At 67.6% G+C, this 12,741-nt stretch carries 10 protein-coding genes; 4 read left to right on the forward strand and 6 right to left on the reverse strand.

Annotated elements, in window-relative coordinates; translation table 11 throughout:
- Window positions 1–34 precede the first annotated feature (34 nt).
- Together rng and DSC_RS10100 are read right to left on the reverse strand one after the other, a co-directional pair.
- Window positions 35–1,531: a ribonuclease G gene (rng, locus tag DSC_RS10095; protein WP_014161068.1), complete on the reverse strand. Its 1,497-nt coding sequence runs from the start codon at window positions 1,529–1,531 to the stop codon at window positions 35–37.
- Window positions 1,531–2,097 carry a Maf family protein gene (locus tag DSC_RS10100; RefSeq protein ID WP_014161069.1) on the reverse strand — a complete coding sequence of 189 codons (567 nt, stop codon included), beginning with the start codon at window positions 2,095–2,097 and terminating at the stop codon, window positions 1,531–1,533. Before DSC_RS10100 ends, rng begins: the two co-directional genes overlap by 1 nt.
- Before the next feature lie 134 nt (window positions 2,098–2,231).
- On the opposite strand from DSC_RS10100, the gene DSC_RS10105 reads away from it, so the two are divergent.
- The 4 genes from DSC_RS10105 to DSC_RS15725 all read left to right on the forward strand — a co-directional run bounded on the left by DSC_RS10105 (window position 2,232) and on the right by DSC_RS15725 (window position 9,531).
- Window positions 2,232–2,963, forward strand: a complete 732-nt coding sequence (locus tag DSC_RS10105) for an SIMPL domain-containing protein (RefSeq protein WP_014161070.1) — start codon at window positions 2,232–2,234, stop codon at window positions 2,961–2,963.
- Between the two features lie 243 nt (window positions 2,964–3,206).
- Window positions 3,207–6,257, forward strand: coding sequence for a TonB-dependent receptor (locus DSC_RS10110; protein WP_014161071.1), 3,051 nt, complete (start codon window positions 3,207–3,209; stop codon window positions 6,255–6,257).
- Window positions 6,258–6,397: 140 nt separating this feature from the next.
- Window positions 6,398–7,966: a tetratricopeptide repeat-containing sulfotransferase family protein gene (locus DSC_RS15720; protein ID WP_014161072.1), complete on the forward strand. Its 1,569-nt coding sequence runs from the start codon at window positions 6,398–6,400 to the stop codon at window positions 7,964–7,966.
- A complete protein-coding gene (locus DSC_RS15725) occupies window positions 7,963–9,531 on the forward strand; it encodes a tetratricopeptide repeat-containing sulfotransferase family protein (protein ID WP_014161073.1) in 1,569 nt (522 codons plus the stop codon). The genes DSC_RS15720 and DSC_RS15725 overlap by 4 nt, the downstream gene beginning before the upstream one ends.
- Window positions 9,532–9,635: 104 nt before the next feature.
- Here the strand turns inward: DSC_RS15725 and rlmH are convergent, their stop codons facing one another.
- The 4 genes from rlmH to holA form a co-directional block, all read right to left on the reverse strand.
- Window positions 9,636–10,106 (reverse strand): 23S rRNA (pseudouridine(1915)-N(3))-methyltransferase RlmH, encoded by a 471-nt coding sequence (gene rlmH / locus DSC_RS10125; protein ID WP_014161074.1) that lies wholly within the window; start codon window positions 10,104–10,106, stop codon window positions 9,636–9,638.
- A 15-nt stretch (window positions 10,107–10,121) separates the two neighbouring features.
- Window positions 10,122–10,535: a ribosome silencing factor gene (gene rsfS, locus DSC_RS10130; protein WP_014161075.1), complete on the reverse strand. Its 414-nt coding sequence runs from the start codon at window positions 10,533–10,535 to the stop codon at window positions 10,122–10,124.
- Window positions 10,536–10,566: 31 nt separating this feature from the next.
- Complete coding sequence (gene nadD / locus DSC_RS10135; RefSeq protein WP_083833609.1) at window positions 10,567–11,421, reverse strand: nicotinate-nucleotide adenylyltransferase; 855 nt, start codon at window positions 11,419–11,421, stop codon at window positions 10,567–10,569.
- Window positions 11,422–11,696: 275 nt separating this feature from the next.
- Entirely contained in the window at window positions 11,697–12,740 is a 1,044-nt protein-coding gene (gene holA, locus DSC_RS10140) for a DNA polymerase III subunit delta (protein ID WP_014161077.1), read from the reverse strand.
- Between the last annotated feature and the right edge of the window lies 1 nt (window position 12,741).

Below are 12,741 nucleotides of genomic sequence, written 5' to 3' on the forward strand. Positions count from 1 at the left end.
CCGGGCCCCGGGTCCCGGGTCCCGGGTCCCGGCCTCAAAGCAGCACGACATCAAACTGTTCCTGCAGGTACTGCCCATCGGCCTGGAAGCGGATCGACTTGCCCAGGAACTCCTCCAGCTCGGCCACCGCCTGCGACTCCTCGTCGGTGATCCGCGCCACCACCTGCGGCGAGGCGATCACCAGCAGGCGCGCGGCTTCGAACTGGCGGGTGGCGCGGGTGATCTCGCGGAAGATCTCGTAGGTCACCGTCTCGGCGGTCTTGACCATGCCCCGCCCGCCGCAGGCGCTGCAGGGCTCGGACAGCTGGCGTTCCAGGCTTTCCACGGTGCGCTTGCGGGTCATCTCGACCAGCCCCAGCGGCGAGAAGTCGTAGACCGTGGTGCGGGCATGGTCGCGCGCCAGGCCCTTTTCCAGCGTGCGCAGCACCTGGCGCTTGTGCTCGGCATCGGACATGTCGATGAAGTCGATGATGATGATCCCGCCCAGGTTGCGCAGCCGCAGCTGCCGGGCCACCGCCTGCGCCGCTTCCAGGTTGGTGCGGTAGACCGTTTCCTCCAGGTTGCGCTGGCCCAGGAACGAACCGGTGTTGACGTCGATCGTGGTCATCGCCTCGGTCTGGTCGATCACCAGGTAGCCTCCGGACTTCAGCGGCACCTGCTTGTCCAGGGCGCGGCCGATCTCGTCCTCGACCCCGTACAGGTCGAAGATCGGCCGATCGCCGCCATACAGCTCGATGCGCTCGGCCAGCGGCGGCATGTACTTGGCGACGAAGGCCTGCAGGCGCTCGTAGGTTTCGCGCGAATCGACCTTGACCTTCTCCACGTCCTTGCGGATCAGGTCGCGGACCGCGCGCAGCGGCAGGCTCAGGTCCTCGTAGAGCAGCGCGCGCGGGGCCATCTCGCCGGCGCGCCGGTTGATCACGTTCCACACCCGCGACAGATAGGCCACGTCCTCGGCCAGCGCCTCGGCCGGCTGGCCTTCGGCATTGGTGCGCACGATGTAGCCCATGCTGCCGTGCTGCGAAGACAGCTCGGTGATCAGACTCCTGAGCCGGGCGCGCTCGGCCTCGTCCTCGATCCGCGCCGACACCCCGATCACCCTGGACTGCGGCAGCAGCACCAGATAGCGCGAGGGAATGCTGATCTGGGTGGTCAGGCGCGCGCCCTTGGAACCGATCGGGTCCTTGACCACCTGCACCACCACGTCCTGGCCGTCGCGCACCAGCTCCAAAATGGACGCCGGCGCGATGGGTGCCGGCGGCAGCGGCACTTCCTCGCCGGCAGCCACGTTCGACGGTGGCCCGGCGCGGACGATGTCGCTGGCGTGCAGGAAGGCGGCCCGGTCATGGCCGATCTCCACGAAAGCCGCCTGCATCCCGGGCATCACCCGCTGCACCTGACCCTTGTAGATGTTGCCGACGATGCCGCGGCGCCAGCCGCGCTCGATGTGCAGTTCCTGCAGCATGCCGTTTTCCACCACCGCCACCCGGGTCTCCCGCGGGGTGACGTTGACCAGGATCTCCTCGGACATCAAAGCACTCCGAATTGCGCAAGCAGGCGCGCTGCATCGTGCAGCGGAAGACCCATTACACCGGAATAGCTGCCGGAAAGGTGGGTGATCAGTGCCTCGCCACGGCCCTGGATGGCGTAGGCGCCGGCCTTGCCCATCGATTCGCCGGTGGCCACGTAGCGGGCAATGGCCTGCCCGGTCAGCTCCGCGAAGGTCACCTGCGACACGTTGAGCAGCTGCGCCTGGCGCCCGGCCGCGACCACCGACACCGCGCTGGCCACCGCGTGCGTGCGCCCGGACAGGCGCTGCAGCATGGCCGCCGCATCGGCCTGGTCGGCCGGCTTGCCGAACACGACATCGTCCAGGATCACTTCGGTGTCCGCACCAAGCACCACCGCGCCCGGCTGCTCGGGCAGCCGTGCCAGGCCGGCCTGCGCCTTCTCCTGCGCCACCCGGCGCACGTAGTCCAGCGCCGCCTCGCCAGGCTGGCGCTGCTCGGGGATGTCCAGGGTCAACACATCGAAGCGCACCCCGAGACGGGCCAGCAGCTCGGCGCGCCGGGGGGATTGGGAGGCAAGAAACAGCATGGGTGCAGGATACTCCGCGGCGCCTGGCGCAACGATGACCCGGCGCGCGCGCGCGCGCCGCAACCCCGCCTTGGCCGACCGCCCGTTCATGGCGTGGGATACCCTCCCGCCACCGCCCTGAACAGGACACCGCCATGCGCAACTGCCGTCTTCGCCCGCTGCTGATCGCCCTTGCACTCGCCCTTGGAGGCACCGCCATGACCGCTTCGGCCCAGACCGCCTCCGGCTACACCCTGCCGGCCGACGGCACGCTGCTGTCGGTGTCCTCCCAGGCACAAGCCAGCCGCGCGCCGGACATCGCCACCCTCTCCGCCGGCGTGGTCACCCAGGCCGTGGACGGCAACACCGCCATGCGCGGCAACGCCACCCAGATGACCCAGCTCATGGCGGCGATCAGGAAGGCCGGCATCGCCGAGAAGGACATCCAGACCAGCGGGGTGATGCTCAGCCCGCAATACGACTACCGCGACAACCAGGCCCCGAAGATCACCGGCTACCAGGCCACCAATACCGTCAACCTCAGGGTCCGCAGGCTCGCCGAGCTGGGTCAGGTGCTCGATGCCCTCGCCGCCCAGGGCGCCAACCAGATCAACGGCCCGACCTTCGAGATCGAGCAGCCCGAACCGCTCTACGACCAGGCCCGCCTGTCTGCCCTCAAGCAGGCCCAGGCCCGCGCCGAAACCTACGCCAGCGGCCTGGGCCTCAAGGTCCGGCGCATCGTCAGCATTTCCGAAGGCGCCAGCGGCGGCGGCCCGAGCCCGGTGATGATGACCGCGCGCGCCAAGGTGGCCGACAGCACCCCGGTCTCGCCGGGTGAAGCCACGCTCTCGGTGAGCATCGATGTGGTGTTTGAGCTGGGGCGTTGACCGCGACGCGAGCCAGCCTTCGGCCAAGGCGCGCAGCCGACCGTCTCTGCGGGTGACCGCAACCAGGCAACTTCACATGACTGAATTTGACTCACGTCGGGAAATCCGCCTTCGCACCGGCACTTCATTAATTTTTCGTGACTTGTGCGGCGAAGACCGCTAAATTCCGGTTAACCGTTGTCACGGCTTGCCAGAGATGACACACGGGATCCTTCAATTCATACCGTAGTCAGGAGAGAGACTGTGGCAGTCAACCGCACCAAACAAGCGATGCAGCGCACCGCACTCAGCGTTGCCCTTGGCATGTGTTTCAGCACCGTCGCGTTCGCGCAGCAATCGACCGGCTCCATTTCCGGTCAGGCACCGGCAGGCTCGACCCTGCAGATCACCAACCCGGATACGGGTTTTTCCCGCTCCGTGACGGCGGGCGCAGACGGAAGCTATCGCTTCTCCACGCTGCCCACCGGCACCTATACCCTGACCAAGCAGGGCGCCGACGGGACCACCGAAGTCCGCGAGGGCGTGCGCGTCCTGGTCGGCAGTGGCTCGACCGTCAATTTCGTCACTGCTGAAGGCGCCGCCTCGACCCTGGGCACGGTGCAGGTCCGCGGAACCGCCATGCTCAACCCGATCGACGTGTCTTCGGTAGAGTCCACCACCATCCTGACCGCCGAGCAGATCGCGCGCATCCCGGTGGCGCGCGACACCACCTCAGTCGCCCTGCTGGCGCCGGGCACCGTGCGCGGCGACTCCGCGTTCGGCAACCTCGCCTCGTTCGGTGGCGCCTCGGTGGCCGAGAACCAGTATTACGTCAACGGCTTCAACATCACCAACTCGTTCCGCGGCCTCAACTTTGCCCAGGTCCCGTTTGAGGCGATCGCCGAGCAGCAGATCAAGACCGGCGGTTATGGCGCCGAATTCGGCCGTTCGCTCGGTGGCGTGGTCAGCCAGGTCACCAAGCGCGGTACCAATGAATTCCATGCCGGCGGCAACGTGTTCTTCGAGCCCAAGGCACTGCAGGCCCATACCCGCGACACGCTCTATGCCAATCCGCTGACCGGCGAATACGGCACGCTGCGCTCGGACAACTCCGAAGATGAAAGCGAGAGCTGGGTCACCTCGGCCTGGGCCAGCGGCGCGCTGATCCAGGACAAGTTGTTTGCCTACGGCCTGATCCAGTACGGGAAGACCGAGAGTGACGAATGGGGCTCGGTCCTGTCCAACCAGAACCTCAATGAGGACCAACGCGATCCGACCTGGCTGGTCAAGCTGGACTGGAACATCAGCGACCGCCACACCTTGGAGTTCACCGCGTTCTCCGACAAGGAGAAGACCAAGCAGGTCGCCTACGCCAACACGCCCGGAGAGACCGATCGCGGAGACAAGATCGGTAGCTTCTTCAGTGAGCAGGGCGGCGAGAACTATATCGGCCGCTACACCGGTTACCTCACCGATACATTCACCCTCTCGGCCCTGTATGGCCACAGCGAGTTCTCGCGCGAACAGTATCTGCGCTATCCCGACGGCAGCAAGGCATCCTACGGCGGCGACCTCAACAACCCGGCTACCGGTTGCCCCATCATCCAGGATTCGCGTCCGTTGGCGCAGCGGCAGCTGACCGGCCAGTACCGCAGCACCTGCAACATCACCGGCACGACCATCGACGCCGAGAACGGCGAGGACACCCGCGACCAGTACCGCATCGACGCTGAGTGGGCACTGGGCGACCACCTGATCCGCTTTGGCTACGACCGCGACGACTACGAGTCTGTGGCGGGCGCCTCCTACGAGGGCGGCCGCATTTGGCAGTACAGCACCACCGCCGCCGGCGTCAATCGCGTGCGTGAGCAGATCGTCAACCAGGGCGCCACCGTCGAGGTGAACCAGGAGGCCTTCTACATCGAGGACAACTGGAACATCACCGACAACTTCCTGGCCTATGTGGGCCTGCGCTGGGATTCGTTCGAGAACCTCAACGGCGACGGCGATGCCTACGTCGAGATCGAGAACCAGTTTGGCCCCCGGCTTGGCTTTTCGTGGGATGTCAACGGCGATTCGTCGCTGAAGATCTATGGTAACGCCGGCCGTTATGCGCTGCCGCTGACCTCCAGCGTGGCCATCCGCGGCGCCAGCGCATCGGTGTTTTCGCGGCAGTTCTACAGCTACACCGGCGTCGATCCGGTCACCGGCGCGCCGCTGGGTGCCGTTCCGATCAGCCCGATCCAGTACATCAACGGCGAGTTCGGTGGTTCCAAGGATCCCAAGACGATCGCCTCGACCAACCTCGACCCGATGTACCAGGACGAATATATCCTGGGCTTCCAGCAGGCATTGACCGAGCACCTGAGCTTCGGCGTCAAGGGCACCTATCGCAAGCTCAAGGCCGCCATCGACGACAACTGCGATTACACGCCGATCGCCCATGCGGCCGAGGAGGCCGGGCTGGACTACATCCTTCCCAACGGTGGCTTCCCGTACTGCCGCATGTTCAACCCGGGCGAGGACGCGGTCTACATCACCGATCTGCTGGGCGACGGCAACTACATCACCACCGAAGTGGACGCGGACCTGCTCAGCCCGCAGGCCAAGCGCACCTACAGGGCACTGGACTTCACCCTGGACGGCAACTACGACAAGTTCTTCTTCCAGGCCAACTACACGCTGGCCTACAGCAAGGGCAACACCGAAGGTGGCGTGAAATCCGACATCGGCCAGGACGACACCAATGTCACCCAGGACTTCGACTACAAGGAACTGACGGTCGATACCTACGGCTACCTGCCCAATGACCGGCGCCATACGATCAAGTTGTTCGGCAACTACCAGTTCAACGAGGAATGGTCGGTGGGCGGCAACTTCATCGTGCAATCCGGACGTCCGAAGAACTGCATGGGCATGCTGGATCTGAACGACGCGCCGCCGGTGCGCGACCCCACCGGCAAGATCATCCAGACCAACTTCGCGCCCCACCCGTACGGCTCGTCCTTCATGCGTTGCGGCACGACGACCGATGGTGGCGTGGACGATGCAACGGTCGTGGCGGTCCCACGTGGCAAGGCAGGACGCCTGCCATGGACCAACAACCTGGACCTGAACGTCGCCTACAAACCCTCCGCCATGGAAGGCTGGCAGTTCAAGGTCGACGTGTTCAACGTCTTCAACAGGCAGAAGGTGACCGCCATCAACGAGACGGCGGAAATCAACCCCACCGGTCAGCCTTCGCCGACCTACCTGCTGCCGGACTCGTACCAGACGCCGCGCTATTTCCGCTTCATGGCGCAGTACGACTTCTGATCGAAGCCTGCAACACCATCGTCAAACAGGGGCCGCCGCAAGGCGGCCCTTTCTTTTCTGCCTTTTCTGCCAGGCCCTGCCCGGCGGGGCAGGACGACCGCTATCCTTGCACCCGCACAGACCTTCCAAGATCACGCCAGATGCAGCCACCATTGAACGCCCACTGGGCCCGTGGACAGGAATTCGAGGCGCAGCGCGACCTTCAGTCGGCACGCAAAGAATACGAAGCACTGCTGCGGCTCGACGCGCGCCACATCCCGGCCCGACTGCGCCTGTCGCGGTTCGCGCAATTCAACGGGCGCTATCGCCAGGCCCGCCAGCACGCGCTCCAGGCCGCCGATGCGGTCCGACTGGGGGCGAGCGCGCGCCATCTTGGCTATGTGACCCTGCGACTGCTGGACTTTGCCGAAGACGCCGAAGTGGCTTCGGTCATCCTTTCTGCCGACTGGAGCGACCCTGACGTCCTGCGGCAATCGCCGGCACTGGCCCAGCATCTCTGGCTGGCCGGACGCTATGACGATGCCCTGCGTTTCCTCGATGGCGTCCAGCCTCGGCTGGCTCCCAATGCGCTGCTGGTGTTCACGCGCGCCAACGTGTTGCGCTATCTCGGCCGCCTCCAGGAGGCCGCCGTGCTCCATGAGCGCAGCCTGGCGCTGGACCCGGCCCTGGTCGACGCACACTGGGCGATCGCGACCCAGGCGCGCGATGGCATGCAGGGCCACCGCCTGGCCCGACTGGAAGCCGCGCGCCAGGCGCATCCCGCCGACGGCATCGAGCAGGCGCACCTGCTGTACTCGCTCTTCCATGAGTACGACCGGGGCCGCGATCCGCGCGCCTGGCAGGCACTGGCATCGGGCGCCGGCATCATGCAGCAGCGGCTGCACCACGACCCGGCGCAGGACCAGGCCAGGCTCGAGGCACTGCATGCGCTGGACTGGTCGCCTGGCACCCGAACGGACACCAAGGCCGAGCAACCCACGCCGCTGTTCATCGTGGGACTCCCGCGCACCGGGACCACGCTCCTGGACCGGATCCTGGGCAACCACGGATGGGTCAGCTCGGTGGGCGAGCGCAACGACTTCGCGGTGGCGGTCAGCGAAGTCTCCGACCGGTTCTTCAGCACCCTGCTGGAAGCGCATCGGCCCGCGGACTTCATGCGCCTGGACCATCGTGCGATGGGGCATCTGTACATGCAGCGCCTGCGTCGGCATGCCTCGGCCACCGCCTTTGCCATCGACAAGAACCCGCAGAATTTCTTCAACATCCCGCTGATCGTGCAGGCGTTGCCCCACGCCCGGATCCTGGTGATGCAGCGGCAGCCGATGGATGCGGCGTTCTCCAACCTGAAGGAGCTGTTCCAGGGCAGCGCGTACCCCTACAGCTACGACTTCAAGTCGCTGGCCACGCGTGTTCGCGGCGTCGAGAAGCTGATGGCGCGCTGGCAGCGCATGGCGCCGCAGGCGGTGAAGGTGGTGTCCTACGAGGCACTGGTGGAGGATTCGCCGCGGGTGATCGCCGAGGTGCTGGATTTCGCCGGCCTTCCGGCCTGGCCTGGCCTGACCGACATCACCGGCAACCCGGCGCCGGTTGCCACCGCCAGCAGCGCCCAGGTCCGCGAACCGATCAACAGCCGGGGCGTCGGCGCCTGGAAACGGTACGCCGACGAACTGGAACCGCTGCGGATCCTGCTGGAGGCGCCCGCGGCATGAGCCCTGCCGTTCCCGCGCCCGGATATGGCGCCCTGCTCGAACGCGCCGAAGCCTGCGCGGCGCGGCGGGACATCGACCAGGCCATCGCCCTGTATGGCGCAGCGCTCGTGCAGAAGCCGGCAGACCCCTACGTCCTGGTCCAGTTGTCCTACATGCATTCCCTGCGCGGGCAATACCGCAAGGCGCTCGCCTGTGCGATGCAGGCCCATGCGACCGGGACCAGCTCGCCAAAGGTCCTGGACGAGCTGCTCCCCAGGCTGCGGACATTCAACGAGATCCCGGCCTTGCTGGAGTGCATCAAGCGCATGCTGCCGGCTTCGCGCATGTCCATTCCGGCCCTGATCCGGGCCGCGGCGCAATTGAGCTACGTCAACCTGCCCGATCAGGCCATCGTCCTGCTGGACGAAGCCCGGCGCGCGGACCCCGATTATCCAACGACCCTGCTGGCAAGGACCCAGGTGCTGACTTATCTGGGGCGTTTCAGGGAAGCCGAGCAGGACGTGGCGCGGGCGCTCAAGCGGGCACCGGAGATTGCGCAGGGCTGGTGGCTGCAGGCCGCGCTGCGCAGGCAGCAGCCGACCTCGCACCACGTCGACGCCATCAAGGCGCAGTTGCAGCGGCCGGGCCGCAGTGCCGCCGATGTCGCCCTGCTGGGTTTCGCGCTGCACAAGGAACTGGACGACCTGGGAGACACCCAGGGCGCCTGGCAGGCGCTGATGCTGGGCTGCCGCGCGAAGCGTTCGACCCTGCAATACGAAACTGGCGCGTCCTACCGGTTGATGCAGGCGCTGGCCGCATTCACCCCGCCGCCGACGCCTGCCACGGGCAATGCCGGTGCCACGCCCATCTTCATCGTCGGAATGCACCGCTCGGGCACCACCCTGCTCGAGCAGATGATGGACGGATCGCCGCATGTCAGGGGCATTGGCGAGCTCTATGACTTCACCAGCGCCATGCGCCACGCCACCGACCACCACTGCCGCGGAGTGATCGACACCACGATCGTGGAGCGTGCGCAACGCGCGGACCTGGCTGCTGCCGGGCAGCGCTATCTGGACGGAATTGCGTGGCGCCTGCAGGGCGAGGCGTTCTTCACCGACAAGCTGCCTTCGAACTTCCTCAACATCGGATTCATCGCCGCGGCATTGCCGCAGGCCAGGATCCTGCACCTGGTCCGCGACCCGGTGGAAACCTGCTTCTCCAACCTGCGCGAGCTGTTTTCCGAGGCCAATCCCTATAGCTATGACCTGCAGGAGCTGGCGGCGTACTACCGCCAGTACCGCGCGCTCATGGCCCATTGGCACCGGCGCTTTCCCGGCCGCATCCTGGACGTGGAATACGCACGCCTGGTGCGCGAGCCCGAAGCCGTGCTGCGCCAGGTGTGTGCCTTCTGCGGACTGGACTTCGATCCGGCGATGCTGGAGCTCGCAGGCCGGCAGCGCGGAGTGGTGACCGCCAGCGCGGTCCAGGTCCGTGGCGGCATCCAGGCCAGGGACGTGCCGAAATGGGCGCCCTACGCCAACCACCTGGCGCCCTTGATCCAGGCGTTGCGCCGCCCGGATTGAGCCGGCCAGCCATCGGCATCGCCCTGGTCGCCGGGCGGTTTACGGGGCAGCTCGGGCGTCTTGCGTTTCATCACTGCGGTCCGTGGCGCGGCCGGTGGCGGTGATCAGCCGCGATGGTAGGGATGATTGGCCAGCATCGCCGCGGCGCGGTAGAGCTGTTCGGCCACCACCAGGCGCGCCAGCATGTGCGGCAGGGTCAACGGGCCGAGCGACCAGGTCTCGTGCGCGGCGGCCAGGACCGCTGGCGCGTGCCCTTCCGGCCCGCCGATCAGCAATGCCAGGTCGCGGCCCTGGCCGCGCCAATGTTCCAGGCGCTGGGCCAGCTGTTCGGAAGAGTGCTGCTTGCCGGTGACTTCCAGGGCGACGATGTGCGCGTTCCTGGGCAGTGCGGCGAGCACGCGCTGGCCCTCGTCCTCGATCGCGCGCTGGGCATCGCGGTTCCTGCCACGCAGGCCCGGCGTCACTTCCACCAGTTCAAGCGGCAGCCAGTGCGAGAGCCGCTTCTGGTATTCGGCAAACCCCTGCGCGACCCAGCCGGGGGCGCGCTCACCGGTGGCGATCAGGCGGGCCTTCATCGCCCGGCGCAACCGTCAGCGACGGCCGTCTGCTTCGCCGTCGTCTTCCGGCGGCTGGTCGCCCACCGTCCACAGGCGCTCCAGTGCGTAGAACTCGCGCACGCGCGGCAGCATGACGTGGACGATCACATCGCCCAGGTCGACCAGCACCCATTCGGCTTCGCGCTCGCCTTCCACGCCCAGCGGCATGACGTCCAGCTTCTTGGCGAACTTCACCACTTCGTCGGCGATGGACTTCACGTGGCGGGTCGAGGTGCCCGAGGCGATCACCAGGAAATCGGCGACGCTGGATTTGCCGCGCACGTCGATCTCGATGACTTCCTTGGCCTTGAGCTCACCCACCGCGGCATGCACGCTGGCAAGCAGGTCCGGGACGGACGGGGGCGGGCTGGGCAGGCGGGTCTTGATGACGTGGGCTTGGCTGGACAAAAGAGCGACTTGGTGGACGGACCAGCCGCGATTATAGCGCCGCCGCTCCGTACAGGCCGTGGGCCATGATGAATGCCGCCACTGCAGGCGGCACCAGCGCCTGCCAGGACTGGCCGGCGGCGATGCGCGCACGCACGTCGCTGGCCGATTCGGCCTGCAGCGGCTGGTGCAGGCGCAGGACCCGGCCCGCGGGGGCAGACTGCAGGTCGGCAGACTCGCTGGTCCAACGTGCCGCCACCGCCTCGGCCAGCACTGCCGGCAGCTGCTCGAGCATGGTGTCAGCGCGCTCGGCCACGACCAGATGTGCCAGGCCGAACAGCGCTTGCCATTGGTGCCAGTCCGGCAGGCCCAGGAAACTGTCGGCGCCGATCAGCAAGGCCAGCGGTGCCTGGGGGCCAAGCTCGGCGCGCAGTTCGCGCAAGGTATCGACCGTGTAGGAAGGTCCCGGGCGATCCAGCTCGCGCCGGTCCACGCGCAGGCCCGGGTCGCCTGCGACGGCCGCTTCCAGCATCGCCAGCCGTTGCCCGGCGTTGGCACCGGGCGGCGGGCGATGCGGCGGATCAGCCGCGGGCACCAGGGTCACCGGGACCTGCAGGGTCTGCCCTGCCAGGCGGGCAATGGCCAGGTGCCCGTTGTGGAAGGGATCGAAGGTCCCGCCGTAGATGAGATGGGGCCGGGACTCGGGGCGTGCAAGCCGGGACTCGGGACCCGGGACCCGGGACCCGGAAGCGCCAGAAGCCAGCACAGGCCCCGGGTGGTGCTGTTTACGGGACCCGGGGCCCGGGACCCGGGACCCGGAAGCGCCAGAAGCCAGCACAGGCCCCGGGTGGTGCTGTTTACGGGACCCGGGGCCCGGGACCCGGGACCCGGAAGCGCCAGAAGCCAGCACAGGCCCCGGGTGGTGCTGTTCACGGGACTCGGGACTCGGGACCCGGGACCCGGAAGCGCCAGAAGCCAGCACAGGCCCGGGGTGGTGTTGTTCACGGGACCCGGGACCCGGGACCCGGGACCCGGAAGAGCCAGAAGCCAGCACAGCCCACGGGTGTTGTTGTTGTTGTTGTTGTTGTTGTTGTTGTTGCTGTTGCTGTTCCCGGGTCCCGAGTCCCGGGTCCCGGGTCCCGGCTTTTAGGTCCCGAGTCCCGGCTTCCAGCCCCCCGTCCCTCACACCAGCAGCTCCACCGCCTTGGCATCGGCGATCGCCAGCAGCAGCCGTTCCAGGGCGACCCAGGCATCGCCTTCGGCGCGGCCCTTGGCGATGCGATCGATGTGTCCGGCCTCGGCGACGAAACGGTCCCAGCGGGCCGGGCTGGCATGGCGCTGCAGCGCGCGCTTGAACGGCGCCTGCCGGCTTTCCCAGATGCCCTGCCCCTTCATCGCGGCGGCCAGACCGGATCCGGAGTTGCCGCCCTGCCCGGCCACGCGCGCAAGGTGCGCGGTGCTGAGCAGGTTGCGCACCACCATCGGCATCAGCCCGGCGACCGCCTCGCCTTCGGCGCGCAGTCCGGCGAGCATGCGCGCGGCCTGGCCGGCATGGCCCGACAGGGTGGTCTCGATCAGACCGAACACGTCAAAGCGCGCCGCATCGGCCACCAGCGACTGCATCGTCGCCAGGTCCAGGGTCCGGCCATCGGCCAGCAGGACCAGCTTGTCGATTTCCTGGGCGGCGGCCAGCAGGTTGCCTTCCACCCGCTCGACCAGCAGCGCGATCGCATCGCGCTCGGCGCGCAGGCCGCGCGCACGCAATCGTGCCTGGACCCAGCCGGAGAGTTCGTGCGGCTTGATCGCCCAGGCCACCGAGAGCACGCCGATGCGCTCGATCGCATCGGCCCACTTGCCGCGATGGGCCTTGCTCCATTCGCCGGCGGTGACCAGCAGCACCACGTCCTGCGGCGGGCGCGCGCAGAAGGCACTGATGACCTCGGCCCCCTCCTTGCCCGGCTTGCCGGTGGGCAGGCGGACCTCGACGATGCGGCGGGCACTGAACAGGCTGGGCGCATCGAAGCTGGCCTGCAGCCCGGCCCAGTCGATGTCGCGGCCCTCCAGGTCGAAGATTTCGCGCTCGGCGATGCCCAGCGCGCGCCCGCGCGCGCGGACCGCATCGGCGGCCTCCAGCACCAGCAGCGGTTCCGGCCCGGCGATCAGGTAGGCCGGCGCCAGCGCCGCATCGGCGACCTGCGCGGCCAGCCGGTCGGGGGCCAGTTCCATC

This window comes from Pseudoxanthomonas spadix BD-a59, from assembly GCF_000233915.3.
GTDB classification, from domain to species: domain Bacteria; phylum Pseudomonadota; class Gammaproteobacteria; order Xanthomonadales; family Xanthomonadaceae; genus Pseudoxanthomonas_A; species Pseudoxanthomonas_A spadix.